Source organism: Marinactinospora rubrisoli (assembly GCF_042664915.1).
In the GTDB taxonomy this organism is placed as follows: domain Bacteria; phylum Actinomycetota; class Actinomycetes; order Streptosporangiales; family Streptosporangiaceae; genus Marinitenerispora; species Marinitenerispora rubrisoli.
This window is the reverse complement of record NZ_JBHTBH010000005.1, coordinates 58,567-74,618: the sequence shown is the minus strand read 5'-3', so window position 1 is coordinate 74,618 and position 16,052 is coordinate 58,567. Positions and strand designations below refer to the sequence as shown.

Sequence of the window (16,052 nt, the reverse complement as noted above, 5' to 3'; positions counted from 1 at the left end):
GCTGCGTGGCCGGGAACGGGGAACCGCTGCGTGGCCGGGAACGAAAGAACCGCTGCGTGGCCGGGAACGCGGAATCGCTCACTTGGCGGTAGCGGGCGTTGCGCCCGCACGGGGAGAACGGTCGATGCGCCCCACGTGGCCCGGGACGGACCTGCGGGCGGCTGCCGTCCGGCCGCGGGCTCCGCGGTGGGAGGGCACAGCGGCCCTCCCACCGCGAGTGTGCGATCGCCCGGGCGCCCGGCGGCCGACGCGTAAGAGCCGCGCCCAGAGGCGCCGTCGGCTCCGGACGCTCGGCGCCTCGCCGCCGGTACCCCCGGTCGCGCTCAGTCGTCGCCGAGCCGCTGCACCAGCATGCTCGTCTCGCCGTGCTCCTCGAAGTCGGCGAGCAGCACGGCCACCGCCTCCCGCACGATCCGGCCCCGGTCCACGGTGAGGCCGTGTTCGGCGCGCAGGGTCAGCCGGGTCTGCTCCAACGCGAGCAGCTCGGCGGCGGAGATGTACACGGTGATCTTCTCCTCGTGCCGCTGCCGGCCACTGGGCTGTGGCGCCCGCTGCGTGCGGGCCCGCGGTTTGCGGGGCCGGGGTGCGGACACGGTCCGCTCGGTGCCCAGCCGCTCGCCGGGTCCGTCCTCCTCACGGGCCGCCGGTTCGGGCGGCTTCTGGGACGGATCCGCCTGCGGAGCGCTGTGCGGCGCCGACGTGGACCGGAAGAACAGGTCCGCCGCGCCGGGCAGCGTCACGCGCCGTGGTCGCTGAGCGGCCACCTGGCCAGCACCTCCTTGGCCAGTTCGCGGTAGGCGTTGGCGCCCGCCGATGAGGAGTCGAACCGGGTGATGGGCTCCCCCGCGACCGTGGCGTCGGGGAAGCGGATGGTCCGGTTGATGACCGTGCTGTAGACCTTGTCGCCGAACCCGTCGATGATGGTGGCCAGCACCTCGCGGGCGTGCAGGGTGCGCGGGTCGTACATGGTGCCCAGGAAGCCGTCGATGACCAGCCGGTCGTTCAGCCGCTCCTGCACCTTCTGGATGGTGTCCATGAGCAGGGCGACCCCGCGCAGGGCGAAGAACTCGCACTCCAGCGGCACGATGACGCCGTGCGCCGCCGTGAGCGCGTTCACCGTGAGCAGGCCCAGCGACGGCTGGCAGTCGATGAGGATGACGTCGTAGTCGTTGATGACCGGCCGCAGCGCGCGGGCCAGCATCTGCTCGCGCGCGACCTCGCCGACCAGCTGGACCTCGGCGGCGGACAGGTCGATGTTGCTCGGGATGAGGTCGAGTCCGTCGACGTCGGTCTTGAGCAGCACGTCCTCGATCATGACGTCGCGCTGCATGAGCAGGTTGTAGACGGTGAGGTCGAGTTCGCGCGGATCCAGCCGCCCGAGCCCCACCGAGAGCGCTCCTTGCGGGTCGAAGTCGACGAGCAGCACCCGGCGGCCGTACTCCGCGATGGCGGCCCCCAGGTTGATGGTCGTCGTGGTCTTGCCCACCCCGCCCTTCTGGTTGCATAGTGCGACGACCCGGGCCGGACCGTGATCGCTCAGCGGTGCCGGTTCCGGGAATTCCGGTTTCGGTCTGTTGATGGTCAGTGCCGCCCCCGTGCGTGTTTCCCCCCACGGGCTGTCCGCCGTTCCGGTCACCGCGTCCTCCTCGGCGGAGGCGGGATCAGCCGCCTCCGGCTCGTCGTGCCCAGACCAGCTCACAGCCCCTTGACCTCCCTACGGTCCCGTCATTACCGGCCGATTTTCGCCAACCGGTTGACCGACCGTCGGAAAAACTCAATATGTCGACAGCGCGAAACCGTCGTGCCGCGACTCTAGAACGTCGGCTGTGCCCGAATCAACGCGACACTCTCGCACTGGTGGACCCCCGCCGACGAGTGTTTCGCCAGCACAAGCGGCCGGGACGCCCGAACCCGGCTAAGAGTGCGCCACCGCACGCGGGTGACTGGCGGCGTACACCTCCCGGAGCCGGTCGACGGTGACGAGGGTGTAGACCTGCGTCGTGGTCACCGACGCGTGGCCGAGAAGCTCCTGGACGACCCGCACGTCGGCGCCGCCGTCGAGCAGATGGGTCGCGAAGGAGTGCCGCAGCGTGTGCGGGGACACGTCGGTGAGCCCCACCCGTTCCGCGGCGGCCCGCAGCACCGCCCACGCGCCCTGGCGGGTGAGCCGGCCGCCGCGCGCGTTCAGGAACAGCGCGGGCGTGCCGCGGCCGTGGGCGGCGAGCGCGGGGCGGGCGCGCACCAGGTAGGCGTCCAGCGCGCGGCGCGCGAACCGGCCGATGGGGACCAGCCGCTCCTTGCCGCCCTTGCCGCGGAACCGCACGACGGCCACGCCGCCGCGGGCGTCCGGTCCGGCGGGCGTGTCCGCCGGCTCCTCCGCGCCGGATCCGACCGTGAGGCGTTCGGCGTCGTCGACGTCCAGGCCCACCGCCTCGGAGATGCGGGCGCCGGTCCCGTACAGCAGTTCCAGGAGCGCGCGGTCGCGCAGCGCCCGGGGGTCGTCGCCGGTGTCGACGGCCGCCAGCAACGTCTCGACCTGCCGCAGCGAGATGGCCTTGGGCAGCCGCTTGGGCGGTGCGGGCGGGCGGACCTGCTGGGCGGGGTCGACCGCGGTGAGCTTCTCCCGCAGCGCGAACCGGTGCAGGCCGCGTACCGCCACCACGGCACGCCCGGCGGAGTTCACGCCGAGCGGTGGATGGTCGGCGTCGCCCTCGCGCAGCCCGCGCAGGAACTCCGTGACGTCGGTCTCGCGCACCTGCGCCAGCTCGTCCCGGCCGCGCGCCGCCAGGAAGTGCAGGTAGCGGCGCAGATCCCGCCGGTAGGAGGTGAGGGTGTTGGCGGCCAGGCCGCGCTCCACGGTGAGGTGGTCGAGGTAGCCGCGCACCGCGGACTCCAGGGCGGGCGAAGGCTCCGCTCCGTGCGGGTCGTGCTGCTCGGCCGTCGTCGCGATCACCTTCCCCGGGCATCCGGGGGAGATGATGCCACAGACCGGGGCGATTCGGGGCGCGGGGCCGGTACGCCGGACGCCCGGCCCGCGCGTCGCCGCCAGGCGGCTACCCCAGGGCGGGCCGCAGGGTGGCCAGCCCGTCCCGGACCGCCGCCTGCGCCGCCAGGACCCCGATGAGGGTGGAGGCGTTGTGCAGCCGCCCGTTCAGCGCCGCCTGCACGGCCTCCTCCAGCGGCACCCACTCCACCGGCATGTCGGCCTCCTCGTGCACCCGCTCGAAGTCGATCTCCGCCGCGGGCACCTCGGTGAGGTTGCGGGCGAGGTAGACGATCACCCGCTCGGTGGAGAACCCGGGCGAGGGGAACGCCTCGGCGAGTTCGTGCCAGGTGGCGGCCCGGAATCCGGCCTCCTCCAGCAGCTCGCGCTGGGCGGTGCGCACCGGCGGCTCCCCGTCGACGTCGCGCATGCCGGCCGGCAGCTCCCACAGCTGGTGGCCGACGGCGTGCCGGTACTGCCGTAGCAGCAGCACCCGCCCGGCCTCGTCCAGCGCCACCACGGCGACGGCGCCCGGATGCACGAACATGTCGCGCTGCACCACCTCGGGCCGCCCTCCGGCCCCCGGCATGCGCACCCAGTCGGTGCGCATGGCGACCTTGGGGCTGCGGAACCGCTCGACGGTGTCCTCGACCGCCCAGGATTCGGGGTGGTCGGTGATCTTGCGGTCGTCGGCGCCGCTCACGCGCGCACCTCGGCCGGGCCGGCGACGCGGTCGCGTGCGGCGGTGATGAGGCCGCGGAACAGCGGGTGGGCGCGGGTGGGCCGCGACCGCAGCTCCGGGTGCGCCTGGGTGGCGACGAAGAAGGGGTGCTCCTCGCGGGGCAGCTCGGCGTACTCGACGAGGTGGCCGTCGGGCGACAGGCCCGAGAAGACCAGGCCGGCCTCCTCCAGCTGGGCGCGGTAGGCGTTGTTGACCTCGTAGCGGTGCCGGTGCCGCTCGGAGACCTCGGCCTCGCCGTACAGCTCGCGGACCCGCGACCCCTCGGCCAGCGCCGCCGGGTACAGGCCCAGCCGCATCGTGCCGCCCATGTCGCGTTCGCCGGCGATGACGTCGGTCTGGTCGGCCATGGTGGCGATGACCGGGTGCTTGGCCTTGTCGTCGAACTCGGTGCTGTTCGCGCCGTCGAGGCCGAGCACGTCACGCGCGTACTCGATCACCATGCACTGCAGCCCGAGGCAGATGCCGAGGAGCGGGATCCTGTTCTCGCGGGCGTGCCGGATCGCGCCGAGCTTGCCCTCGATGCCGCGCACCCCGAATCCGCCGGGGATGAGCACGCCGTCCACGCCGTCCAGCTCCCGGGCGGCGCCGGCGGGGGTGGCGCAGTCGTCGCTGGCCACCCAGCGGATGTTGACCCGGGTGTCACAGGCGAACCCGCCGGCGCGCAGCGCCTCGGTCACCGACAGGTAGGCGTCGGGCAGGTCGATGTACTTGCCGACCAGCGCGATGGTGACCTCGTGGCCGGGCTGGTGGACGCGGCGCAGCAGGTTGTCCCACTCGGTCCAGTCGACGTCGCGGAAGGCCAGGCCGAGGCGGCGCACCACGTAGGCGTCCAGGCCCTCGCGGTGCAGCACCTTGGGGATGTCGTAGATGGACGGGGCGTCGGGCGTGGAGACCACGCCGCCCTCGTCCACATCGCACATCAGGCTGATCTTGCTCTTCAGGCTCTGCGGGATGGGGCGGTCGGCGCGGCAGACGATGGCGTCGGGCTGGATGCCGATGTTGCGCAGCGCCGCCACGGAGTGCTGGGTGGGCTTGGTCTTCAGCTCGCCCGAGGGGCCGAGGTAGGGCAGCAGCGAGACGTGCAGGAAGAAGCAGTTCTCCCGGCCGATCTCGTGCCGGATCTGCCGCACCGCCTCCAGGAACGGCTGCGACTCGATGTCGCCGACCGTGCCGCCGATCTCGGTGATGACGAGGTCGACGTCGGCGTCGGCCATGGCGTAGATGCGCGACTTGATCTCGTTGGTGATGTGCGGGATCACCTGCACGGTGTCGCCCAGGTAGGCGCCCTGCCGCTCCTTGGCGATGACGCTGGAGTAGATCTGGCCGGTGGTGACGTTGGCCGAGGCCGACAGCTCGGTGTCGAGGAATCGCTCGTAGTGGCCGATGTCGAGATCCGTCTCGGCGCCGTCGTCGGTCACGAACACTTCGCCGTGCTGGAACGGGTTCATCGTGCCGGGGTCGACGTTGAGGTAGGGGTCGAGCTTCTGCATCGTGACCCGCAGGCCGCGGGACTTCAGCAGCCGTCCGAGGCTGGAGGCGGTCAGTCCCTTTCCGAGGCTGGAGGCGACGCCGCCGGTGACGAAGAGGTGTTTGGTACTCGCGGCGGATGCCAAAGTGATGCTCCCGTGGTCGATTGGCTACGGACCGCCCGAACGCGACGGGCGGCCGTGCGGAGCCCGGTGGCCGGCGACGGTTCGCGCCGAATGCCTACCTCGGACGCCACGGGCCACCAGGATAACAGTGTCCCCCACCTGCACAGGTATCCGACCTCGGCTCAGCCCATATCACGGCCGCACCGCGCCCGGGGTGGCCGTGGTGGTCCGGCGGGCGAACGTACCGGGAACACCCGGCGGCCGGGCCCGCGCTCCACTGGCGGTTCTGCCCCGTCATCCGACGGCCATGCGCACACCGCGCCTCACCAGGGCGAAGCGGGCGCCGCCGCTACCGCGGGAAGCCGCCCGCCTTGCCGAGCATCGCCGGCGGTTCCTTGTCCAGGCGCGAGCCCAGCCAGATCCCGGCCATGGCGACGTCGCGCTCGTTCACGCCGGTGTGCACGCCGCTGCGGTGCAGCAGGTACAGCAGGTCCTCGGTGGCGATGTTGCCGGTGGCGGCGGGGGCGAACGGGCAGCCGCCGAACCCGCCGATGCTGGAGTCCAGCACCGTCACGCCGCTCTCGTGGGCGGCGAGCGCGTTGGCGTAGCCGGTGTTGCGGGTGTTGTGGAAGTGGCAGCGCAGCCGCGCGGTCCCCGCCACCGCGCGCACCCGTGCCACGAGGTCCGTCACCTGACGCGGCACCCCCACGCCGATGGTGTCGGCCAGGGCGATCTCGACCGCGCCCATGTCGGCGGCGCGCCGGGCGATGTCGACCACCCGCTCCGGCGGGGTCTCTCCCTCGAACGGGCAGCCGAAGGCGGTGGAGACGGTGACGCTGAGCGGCGTGCCCGCCTCGTGCGCGGCCTTGGCGATGCCGGCGCAGTCGGCCAGCATCTCCTCGACGGTGCGGCCCTGGTTGCGGCGGGAGAACTCGTCGGTGGCCGGCACCGCGACGTTGACCTCGTCGACCTCGGCGGCCAGCGCCCGGTCCAGGCCGCGCCGGTTGAGGACCAGTCCGATGTAGGACACCCCGGGCTCGCGGCGGACACCGGCCATGACCTCCTCGGCGCCGGCCATCTGCGGGACGCGCCGCGGGTCGACGAAGCTCACCGCCTCGATCCGGCGCAACCCGGCCGCGACGGCGCGGTCGATCAGTTCGATCTTCTCCGCGACGGACAGCACCGCGTCCTCGTTCTGCAGGCCGTCCCGCGGTCCGACCTCCACGATCTGCACGCGTCCGGTCTCGGTCGTGGCCTCCGCCGCCATGTCGTGTGGCTCCTTCTCGCCGTCCGCTCGTCACCGGGCCGCGCGGTCCGGGCGCCACCGCGGTGGCGCCCGGTCCGGCGCCGCCGCCGGCCGTCAGGTTCAGCCTAACCGGCCGGCGGCGGCGCGGTCAGCACGTCTCCGCGGACGGGCGTCAGCGCTGCGGGACGAGCACCTCGGCGTGCCCGCCGCCGCGCCGCTCGCTCTCGGCGACCGCCTGGATCCGGCCGCGGCCGAGGAACTCCAGGGCGGCCACGGCGCCGATCTCGTTCACCTCGGTGAAGGTGTGCCCGAGTTCACTGAGCTCCTTCTGCTCCGGGGTGCCCATGAAGGCCGGCTCCACCTGGGTGGCCTCGGCGTTGCGCTGGCTCAGCCGCGGCGCCTCCACCGCCTCGGGCAGCGTCATGCCGCGGTCGATCCGGTCGACCAGGACGTGCAGCACCGTGGTGATGATGGTCGCACCGCCCGGACTGCCGACGGCCAGCCAGGGCCGGCCGTCCCGCAGCACGATCGTGGGCGACATGCTGGAGCGCGGCCGCTTGTCCGGGGCGGGCAGGTTGGCGGCGCCGGCGCCGGTCTCGGACACCTGGAAGTCGAAGTCGGTCAGCTCGTTGTTGAGGAGGAAGCCGCGGCCGGGCACCACGATGCCGCTGCCACCGGTCTGTTCGATGGAGAAGGTGTAGGAGACGACGTTGCCCCACCGGTCCGCGGTCACGAGGTGGGTGGTGGAGGGGCCTTCGGCGCCCTCCACGGCCGGGGTGCCCTGCTCGGCGCAGTCGCCGCCGGCACCGGTCACGTCGCCGGGCGCCGCCGGGGCGGGCAGCACCGCGTCGGGGGAGATCCGGCAGGCGCGCTGCGCCGCGAACTCCGGGGAGAGCAGGGTGTCCAGCGGGACGTCGGAGTACGCCGGGTCGCCGATGTAGGCGTTGCGGTCGGCGTAGGCGAGCTTGCTGGCCTCCAGTGTGAGGTGCTGAAGTTCGGCGGGGCCCAGGTCCTCGGGCTGGTAGCGGTCGAGGATGTTGAGCGCCTCGCCCACGGTCGAGCCGCCCGAGGAGGACGGCGCCATGCCGTAGACGTCGAGGCCGCGGTACTCCACGTGCGTCGGCGCGCGCTCGACGAGCTCGTAACCGGCGACGTCCTCGGCGGTGAGCAGGCCGGGCCGCACCGTGCGGTCGGCGTCCTCGGCCACCGGCGGTGCGGCGGCGGTGGCCGCGATCTCGGTGCCGATGTCCCCGGCGAGCACGCCGGTGCCGTGCCGGGCGAACTCGCGGTAGGTGTCGGCGAGGTCAGGGTTGCGCAGCACGCTGCCCACCTCGGGGGGCGCGCCGTTCGGCAGGAACAGCTCCGCCGTGGCGGGGAAGTCGGCGAACCTCTCGGCGTTGTCGGCGGTCTGCCGGCGGAAGGTCTCGTCGACGACGAAGCCGCGGTCCGCCAGGGAGATGGCCGGCCGCAGGGCGCGGCCCAGCGAGACCGTGCCCCACTCCCGCAGGGCGTGCTCCCAGGTGGCCGGGGCGCCGGGGGCGCCGACCGACAGCCCGGAGGTGACCGCCTCGGGGAACGGGATGGGCTCGCCGTCCTCCAGGAAGGAGTCCTCGCGCATAGCGGCGGGGGCGGTTTCCCGGCCGTCCAGCGTGTACACCTCGCGGTCGGCGGCGCTGTAGTAGACGAAGTACCCGCCGCCGCCGAAGCCGCCCGAGTAGGGTTCGGTGACGCCGAGCGCGGCGGCGGCCGCGACGGCGGCGTCCACGGCGTTGCCGCCGGAGCGCAGGATGCGCATGCCGGCCTCGGTGGCGTCGGGGTCCACGGTGACCACGGCTCCGCCGCGCCCCACCGCCACCGGGTCCCGGTCCGGGGGCCGGGGGTGCTCCTCGGCCGCCGCTGGGACCGCCGCCGTGCCCAGCAGCACGAGCAGTCCGGTCATGGCCCCGGCACGGTGTAACGCACGCTTCACTCGTCGACCTCCGCCTCGTCGCGCCCGGATCGCCCGATACGCTCCGGAAAGTGACATGCGCCGAAGGTTAACGTGTGGTGAGTTATCCGCACCAGTGGGGATTCGCCACGATGCGGTGGTTCCGAGGGCGACCCGGACGGCGACGGCCCTGGACGTTCCGGCGGCGCGCCCCGCGTTCGGCCGGCGGCCGGTCGCGGCCGAGGCCGGGTGCGGTCACGCGGCGGGGCGCCCGCCCGTCCGGCTCAGCGCAGGGCGAGCGCCGGCCGGATCTCCCAGGTGGTCCACAGCGGCCGGTAACCGACGCGGTGCCAGAACGGGCCGGACAGCGGGTTCATCACCGAGTAGTTGAGCAGCGTGACCGCGATGCCGTGGCTGTCCATGGCCTGGTGCGCCTGGCTGACCAGCGCGGTGCCGATGCCACGGCCGCGCTCCTCCTCGGCCACCACGGCGTACCCGATGTAGGCGGCCGGGGCGGCCTTGACCAGCGGCGCCGCCCAGCGGGCGCGCTCGGGCGGCGACACCCACAGCAGCCCCACGGGACGGCCACGGCGCTCGGCAAGCCACACCCACGAGGGCCGCCGGGTCAGCGCCCGGGACACCACCCGCCGCGTCTGCTCGGGGGTCTCGGGCTGGACGAACACGCCGCCGAAGAACTCCTCGTAACGGTGCTCCTCCATGATGAGCCCGACGACGACGGCGAGGTCGTGGATGTCGGCGAGCCGCATGGTGACGTCGCGGGGCGGCAGCGACGGCGGCACGCCCCGGCGCTGGCGGCGGGCGGCGAGCACGGTGATGGGCTGCATGCCGTGCCGCTGCAGTGGCCGCACTCCGCACACGTCGCGGGACGGCCAGGTGAGCTGGGCCGCCGACTCGCTGCCCGTGCCCGAGGGCAGCTTCTCCAGCTGGTCCCGCCAGCTCGTCAGCAGCGAGTCGAGGGCGCCCTCCGGATCGGGGCCGCCCACGAGCGGGGTGAGCCAGTGCTGGTCCGGGACGCCCCACGTCCGCCCGACCTCACCGGGCTGGTACCAGGAGTAGCGCATGGTGCCGGCGGCGACCGGCCGCCCGGCCTCGTCGCTCACCGTGAGCAGCGGGTGGGTGCTCAGCCGCGGGTGGGACGGCTCCGGCAGCAGTGGGTCGATCGAGGCCCAGCGCCTGGCCGCCGATCCGACGAGCAGGTCGTACTCCGCACTGCGTCCGGGCGGACCGTCATGCCGCATCCGGGCGACATAACCGCTCATGTTCCCTCCCTGGCCCCATCGACGTCGGCCGGCGCGTCCATCGCGCCCTACCGGCGTCGCCGTCGCCCCCGACGACGATCACGTGCTGTCGCGCCCCGACTACCCGGTCGACGGTACCGGCTCGCCCGGCGACATGCCGATGCAACCGTCAAACTTTCGGAGATTGTTGTGAAAAATTGTCGCTGTGCAATTTCATGCACGCAAGCGGGCATCCGCTCCCACGTTATCGAACCGGCGTCTCATGATCATCTCCGTTCGATGACGCTCCGGTCCGCCCGCGCCGGCGGCGGAACAGGTCCCCGGAACCGCACCGAGGCCCCGGCGGCCACGTCCCGCGGCGGCCTCAGGAGACCCCGGCCGCGTCCATCCCGCGCAGCTCCCGCTTGAGCTCCTTCACCTCGTCGCGCAGCCGCGCGGCGAGCTCGAACTGCAGGTCCGCCGCCGCCTGGTGCATCTGCGCGGTGAGCTGGTCGATCAGGTCGGCCAGTTCCGCCCGCGGCATGCCCTCGATGTCCTTGGAACGCTCGCCCGAAACCTGCGAGGACAGTCCCGGTACCGGCGCCTTGCCCCGGCTGACCTGGCGGGACGCGCCGCCGATCAGCGTCTCGGTGTCGGCGTCCTCGCGCGCCAGCGAGTCGAGGATGTCGGCGATCCGCTTGCGCAGCGGCTGCGGGTCGATGCCGTGCTCGGCGTTGTAGGCCAGTTGCTTGTCCCGGCGCCGGTTCGTCTCGTCGATCGCCCTCCGCATCGACTCGGTGACCTCATCGGCGTACATGTGCACCTGCCCGGCCACGTTCCGCGCCGCCCGGCCGATCGTCTGGATCAGCGAGGTCTCCGAGCGCAGGAAACCCTCCTTGTCGGCGTCCAGGATCGCCACCAGCGACACCTCGGGCAGGTCCAGGCCCTCCCGCAGCAGGTTGATGCCGACCAGCACGTCGAACTCGCCCGCCCGCAGCTCGCGGAGCAGCTCCACCCGGCGCAACGTGTCGACCTCGCTGTGCAGGTAGCGGACCCGGATGCCCAGCTCGGCCAGGTAGTCGGTGAGGTCCTCGGCCATCTTCTTGGTGAGCGTGGTCACCAGTACGCGCTCGTCGCGTTCGGCACGCACCCGGATCTCGTGTACCAGGTCGTCGATCTGGCCCTGCGTGGGCTTGACCAGCACCTCCGGATCGACCAGGCCGGTGGGGCGGATCACCTGCTCCACGACGTCGCCGCCGCTCCGCCGCAGCTCGTACGGCCCCGGAGTGGCCGACAGGTACACGGTCTGCCCGATCCGCTCCACGAACTCCTCCCACTTCAGCGGCCGGTTGTCCAGCGCCGAGGGCAGCCGGAAACCGTGGTCGACCAGCGTCCGCTTACGCGAGGCATCCCCCTCGTACATGCCGCCGATCTGCGGGACGGTCACGTGCGACTCGTCGACGACCAGCAGGAAGTCCTCCGGGAAGTAGTCCAGCAGTGTGTTAGGGGCGCTGCCCGGCGCCCGGCCGTCGAAGTGCCGCGAGTAGTTCTCGATGCCGGAGCAGGTGCCCACCTGGCGCAGCATCTCCAGGTCGTAGGTGGTGCGCATCCGCAACCGCTGCGCCTCCAGCAGGCTGCCGCGGTTCTCCAGCTCGGTGAGGCGCTCCCCCAGCTCGGTCTCGATGTCGCGGACCGCCCGCTCCATGCGCTCCGGGCCGGCGACGTAGTGCGACGCCGGAAAGATGTACAGCTCCTCGTCCTCGCCGAGCACCTCGCCGGTGAGCGGGTGCAGCGTGCACAGCCGCTCGATCTCGTCGCCGAACATCTCGATCCGCACGGCCAGTTCCTCATAGACCGGGATGATCTCGATGGTGTCGCCGCGCACCCGGAAGGTGCCGCGGGTGAACGCCAGGTCGTTGCGGGTGTACTGCATCTCGACGAGCCGGCGCAGCAGGTCGTCGCGGTCCACCTCCATGCCCACCTTGACGGTGGCCATGCGGTCGACGTACTCCTGCGGCGTGCCCAGGCCGTAGATGCAGGACACCGAGGCGACCACGATGGTGTCGCGCCGGGTCAGCAGCGAGTTCGTCGCCGAGTGCCGCAGCCGCTCCACCTCGTCGTTGATCGAGGAGTCCTTCTCGATGTAGGTGTCGGTCTGCGGAACGTAGGCCTCGGGCTGGTAGTAGTCGTAGTAGGAGACGAAGTACTCGACCGCGTTGTTCGGCAGCATCTCGCGCAGCTCGTTGGCGAACTGCGCCGCCAGCGTCTTGTTCGGCTGCATGACCAGGGTGGGACGCTGCACCTGCTCCACCAGCCAGGCCACGGTCGCGGTCTTGCCGGTGCCGGTGGCGCCCAGGAGCACGTTGTCCTTCGCACCGGCGTTGATCCGCCGCGTCAGCTCCGCGATGGCCGCCGGCTGGTCACCGGCCGGGGTCATGTCCGAGACCACCTCGAACGGCGCCACTCTTCGCTGGATGTCGGTCACCGGACGCACGTCGTCTCATCTCCCCGGATACAGCCTCGCCCCTGATCTCCTTCCACCGTATCGCCGGGCACCGACACCGGAGGACGGCCACCGGACCGGGGCCGGTCCGGCGGTCAGCGGGCCGAGGAGTGCGCAGCGCGCTCCGCCAGCCGCGCCCACACCTCGGCGACCCGGGCGTCGAGGTCGGCCAGGGAGCCGGAGTTGTCGACGACCACGTCGGCGCGCGCCAGCCGCTCCCGCCGGGACGCCTGCGCCCGGATCCGCGCCCGCGCCTGCTCCTCGGTCATCCCGCGATCGGTCACCACGCGGGCGATCCGGACGTCGTCGGGGGCGTCCACGACCACCACGACGTCGTAGTCACCGGCGAGGCCGTTCTCCACCAGCAGCGGCACGTCGTACACGACGACCGCGTCCCGGGGCGCCGCCGCCATCAGCTCGGCGCTGCGCTCGGCCACCCGCGGATGCACGATGGCGTTCAGCCGGGCGAGCCGCTCGGCGTCGGCGAACACGATCTCCCCGAGCCGCCCCCGGTCCAGCCGCCCGTCCGGGGTCAGGACACCCTCCCCGAACTCCGCGACCACCTCCGCCAGCCCACTGGTCCCCGGCTCGACCACCTCCCGCGCCAGCCGGTCGGCGTCGATGACGACGGCCCCACGATCGGCCAGCCGCCGTGCCACCTCGCTCTTGCCCGAGCCGATTCCGCCGGTGAGTCCCACACGTAGCATGCCGCTGATCCTACGAAACGCCGGAGATGGCGCGGGGTGGGGGCGGCTAACCTCACGGCCTGCCACCTTCGCTTGCAGCGCTCGTGGGGATCATCGAGGGTGCGCCCGGCCTCTCCATGAGCTATCAGGAGATCCCGCGCCGGCGACGCGACCGGTGAGCAGCGGCGACGATCAGCACGCCGCCTTGCGCAAGTGGACCAGCGTGAGGTGCTCGGCCACCCGCTCCCGGGAGGTCTCGGTGTAGCCGATCCCCCGGTACAGCCGCAGGTTGCCGTCGCTGTTGTGCCCGGTGAACAGCGCGAACGTCGCCACCTCCGGGTGGGCGGCGCGGGCGTGCTCCTCCACGGCCAGCAGCAGGGCACGGCCGATGCCCGCGCCCCGGTGGTCCGGAGCGACCGCGAGCCGGTTGACCAGGAACGTGGGGCCGGTGCTGCGGCCGCGCACCGTGCCGACGATGCGGTGTCCCACGACGGCCTTGAGGATCAGGCCGCTGGTCAGGGCGGCGCGGATCTGGTCCTCGGTCTCGGTGAGCGGAGCGATGTAGGGGTCGCCGTAGCTCTGCGCCTCGGTCACGTAGGCGGCGCGCTGCAGGGTCCAGATCTCGCCGATGTCGGCGGCGGTGGCCGGCTCGATGGAGACGGCGGGGGCTCGGGCGGCCATGGCGGCAGCATAGCGAAGGACCGCCCCCCGGACGGGGAGCGGTCCTCGGTGATTCGCGCGGTCGGGCGCTGTCCGGGGCTAGCTGTCGCCGCCGCCGGCCAGCTTCTCACGCAGCGCGGCCAGCGCCTCGTCAGTGGCCAGCGCGCCGCTGTTGCCGCTGTCGCCGGAGCCGCTGCTACGGCTGGAGCCGCCGCCCGAGGCGGGCTCGTTCTCGAAGGGCGCCTCCGCGGCGGCCTCGGCCTCGGCGGCCTGAGCCTCCTCGACCTGCTTGCGGTGCGCCTCGAACCGGGCCTGGGCGAGCGCGTACTGCCGCTCCCACTCGTCGCGCTGGGTCTCGAAGCCCTCGAGCCACTCGCCGCTCTCCGGGTCGAAGCCCTCGGGGTAGCGGTAGTTGCCCTGCTCGTCGTACTCGGCCGCCATGCCGTACAGGGTCGGGTCGAACTCCACCTGGTCGGGGGAGACGCTCTCGTTGGCCTGCTTCAGCGAGAGGCTGATGCGGCGGCGGTCGAGGTCGATGTCGATGATCTTGACGAAGATCTCGGTGCCGACCTGGACGACCTGCTCCGGAATCTCCACGTGGCGCTCGGCCAGCTCGGAGATGTGCACCAGGCCCTCGATGCCCTCCTCGACGCGGACGAACGCGCCGAACGGCACCAGCTTGGTGACCTTGCCCGGCACGACCTGCCCGATCTGATGGGTGCGGGCGAACTGCTGCCACGGGTCTTCCTGGGTGGCCTTCAGCGACAGGGAGACGCGCTCGCGCTCCATGTCGACGTCCAGCACCTCGACCGTGACCTCCTGGCCGACCTCGACGACCTCGCTCGGGTGGTCGATGTGCTTCCAGGACAGCTCGGAGACGTGCACCAGACCGTCGACGCCGCCGAGGTCCACGAACGCACCGAAGTTGACGATCGAGGAGACGACGCCCTTGCGGATCTGGCCCTTCTGCAGGGTGTTGAGGAAGGTCTGGCGGACCTCCGACTGCGTCTGCTCAAGCCAGGCGCGGCGGGACAGCACCACGTTGTTGCGGTTCTTGTCCAGCTCGATGATCTTGGCTTCGAGCTCGCGGCCGACGTAGGGCTGGAGGTCGCGTACCCGGCGCATCTCGACCAGCGACGCGGGGAGGAAGCCGCGCAGTCCGATGTCGAGGATCAGACCGCCCTTGACGACCTCGATCACCGTACCGGTGACGACGCCGTCCTCCTCCTTGATCTTCTCGATCGTGCCCCAGGCGCGCTCGTACTGGGCGCGCTTCTTGGACAGGATGAGCCGCCCCTCCTTGTCCTCCTTCTGGAGGACCAGGGCCTCGACGTGGTCGCCGACCGAGACGACCTCGCCCGGGTCGACGTCGTGCTTGATCGAGAGCTCCCGCGAGGGGATGACGCCTTCGGTCTTGTAGCCGATGTCGAGCAAGACCTCGTCTCGATCGACCTTCACGATGGTGCCCTCGACAATGTCACCGTCGTTGAAGTACTTGATGGTCTCGTCGATCGCCGCGAGGAAGGCTTCCTCGGAACCGATGTCGTTGACCGCTACCTTCGGTGTCGAGGTGGCCTCGGTGCTGCTCGTCATGTGTGGGTGGACTCCGGATACGGACAATGGCTGGAATTATGCACGCCGTGGAGTCGAACGGTTCGGGCCGCACCGTGCGGCGAGCCGGAGCCGGGCATCGCTGCCCCTGCCCTCGCCCGTCGCGGACGGCCGACCGCCGTGCCCGCACGTCCTGCGAGGCTCTCGCGGGGTGTGCGAGCTAGCTGTCACACCGCGCGGGAGTCCGAGGCCGAGTTGCGCACGCGAATCCACAACGCTCCGGCCAGGATATGAGACACGGGCGCTGTGGTCAATCGGAAGCGGTATCCCGAAACGGGCCTACCCCGTTTTCGTCACATCTTACGATCACTTCGGGATGCTGTGTCGCCGTCGCCCCCAGTATCGGTCGGTCCTGCGTGGGTCAATACGCGTCATCCGGTTCCGGGACGGTGGGCGTCCGCGGGGCCGGCGTGGTGCGGTCAGTCGTCGGCGTTGCGGGAACGGGTGCGCTTGACGTCGGAGCGCCGGCGCTTGGCCGCGAGCCGGCGCTCGCGGGAGGCTCGCGTGGGTCGGGTCGGGCGCCGGGTCCGCGGGCCGGGGGCGGCCGCCTCGGACACGATCTCGGTGAGCCGCTGCCGGGCCGTCTCGCGGTTGCGGGTCTGGGAGCGGTGCTCCTGCGCCGTGACCGCGAGCACGCCGTCCGCCAGCCGGCCGGCCAGCCGGCGCAGGACGCGCTCGCGCTGCTCCGGGCGCAGCGCGGCGGACGCGGCGACGTCGAAACTGACGGTGACCCGGGTGTCGCTGGTGTTGACGTGCTGCCCCCCGGGCCCGCTGGAGCGGGAGAACCGCCACCGCAGCTCGTCCTCGGGGATGGCGATGGGGACGCGACGGGAGTCGCGCGCGCCTCCGGTCATGCCCTCGCCC

The 16,052-nt window shown here is 72.3% G+C and carries 13 protein-coding genes; all 13 read right to left on the bottom strand.

Annotation, left to right across the window (positions count from 1 at the left end; translation table 11 throughout):
* Nucleotides 1-323: 323 nt before the first annotated feature.
* The 13 genes from ACFQRF_RS11650 to arfB all read right to left on the bottom strand — a co-directional run bounded on the left by ACFQRF_RS11650 (nt 324) and on the right by arfB (nt 16,042).
* Nucleotides 324-764 carry a hypothetical protein gene (locus ACFQRF_RS11650; protein WP_379871060.1) on the bottom strand — a complete coding sequence of 147 codons (441 nt, stop codon included), beginning with the start codon at nt 762-764 and terminating at the stop codon, nt 324-326.
* Complete coding sequence (locus ACFQRF_RS11645) at nt 737-1,699, bottom strand: ParA family protein (RefSeq protein ID WP_379871059.1); 963 nt, start codon at nt 1,697-1,699, stop codon at nt 737-739. Before ACFQRF_RS11645 ends, ACFQRF_RS11650 begins: the two co-directional genes overlap by 28 nt.
* Nucleotides 1,700-1,915: 216 nt before the next feature.
* On the bottom strand, nt 1,916-2,950 hold the full coding sequence (locus ACFQRF_RS11640) for a site-specific tyrosine recombinase XerD (protein ID WP_379871386.1): 1,035 nt from the start codon (nt 2,948-2,950) through the stop codon (nt 1,916-1,918).
* A gap of 103 nt (nt 2,951-3,053) precedes the next feature.
* Nucleotides 3,054-3,686, bottom strand: coding sequence for an NUDIX domain-containing protein (locus tag ACFQRF_RS11635; RefSeq protein ID WP_379871058.1), 633 nt, complete (start codon nt 3,684-3,686; stop codon nt 3,054-3,056).
* Nucleotides 3,683-5,338 carry a CTP synthase gene (locus ACFQRF_RS11630; RefSeq protein WP_379871057.1) on the bottom strand — a complete coding sequence of 552 codons (1,656 nt, stop codon included), beginning with the start codon at nt 5,336-5,338 and terminating at the stop codon, nt 3,683-3,685. Before ACFQRF_RS11630 ends, ACFQRF_RS11635 begins: the two co-directional genes overlap by 4 nt.
* 328 nt (nt 5,339-5,666) lie before the next feature.
* Nucleotides 5,667-6,584, bottom strand: coding sequence for a hydroxymethylglutaryl-CoA lyase (locus ACFQRF_RS11625; RefSeq protein ID WP_379871056.1), 918 nt, complete (start codon nt 6,582-6,584; stop codon nt 5,667-5,669).
* A gap of 151 nt (nt 6,585-6,735) precedes the next feature.
* Nucleotides 6,736-8,502 (bottom strand): gamma-glutamyltransferase, encoded by a 1,767-nt coding sequence (ggt, locus tag ACFQRF_RS11620; RefSeq protein WP_379871055.1) that lies wholly within the window; start codon nt 8,500-8,502, stop codon nt 6,736-6,738.
* Nucleotides 8,503-8,774: 272 nt separating this feature from the next.
* Nucleotides 8,775-9,770 carry a GNAT family N-acetyltransferase gene (locus ACFQRF_RS11615; RefSeq protein ID WP_379871054.1) on the bottom strand — a complete coding sequence of 332 codons (996 nt, stop codon included), beginning with the start codon at nt 9,768-9,770 and terminating at the stop codon, nt 8,775-8,777.
* Between the two features lie 343 nt (nt 9,771-10,113).
* Nucleotides 10,114-12,222, bottom strand: a complete 2,109-nt coding sequence (gene uvrB, locus ACFQRF_RS11610; RefSeq protein WP_379871053.1) for an excinuclease ABC subunit UvrB — start codon at nt 12,220-12,222, stop codon at nt 10,114-10,116.
* Nucleotides 12,223-12,326: 104 nt separating this feature from the next.
* The gene (gene coaE, locus ACFQRF_RS11605; protein WP_379871052.1) at nt 12,327-12,938 is read right to left on the bottom strand and encodes a dephospho-CoA kinase; all 612 of its coding nucleotides are present in this window, start codon (nt 12,936-12,938) and stop codon (nt 12,327-12,329) included.
* A gap of 171 nt (nt 12,939-13,109) precedes the next feature.
* Nucleotides 13,110-13,598: a GNAT family N-acetyltransferase gene (locus ACFQRF_RS11600; RefSeq protein ID WP_379871051.1), complete on the bottom strand. Its 489-nt coding sequence runs from the start codon at nt 13,596-13,598 to the stop codon at nt 13,110-13,112.
* Between the two features lie 78 nt (nt 13,599-13,676).
* On the bottom strand, nt 13,677-15,170 hold the full coding sequence (gene rpsA / locus ACFQRF_RS11595) for a 30S ribosomal protein S1 (RefSeq protein WP_379871050.1): 1,494 nt from the start codon (nt 15,168-15,170) through the stop codon (nt 13,677-13,679).
* A gap of 437 nt (nt 15,171-15,607) precedes the next feature.
* Nucleotides 15,608-16,042: an alternative ribosome rescue aminoacyl-tRNA hydrolase ArfB gene (arfB, locus tag ACFQRF_RS11590; protein ID WP_379871049.1), complete on the bottom strand. Its 435-nt coding sequence runs from the start codon at nt 16,040-16,042 to the stop codon at nt 15,608-15,610.
* Between the last annotated feature and the right edge of the window lie 10 nt (nt 16,043-16,052).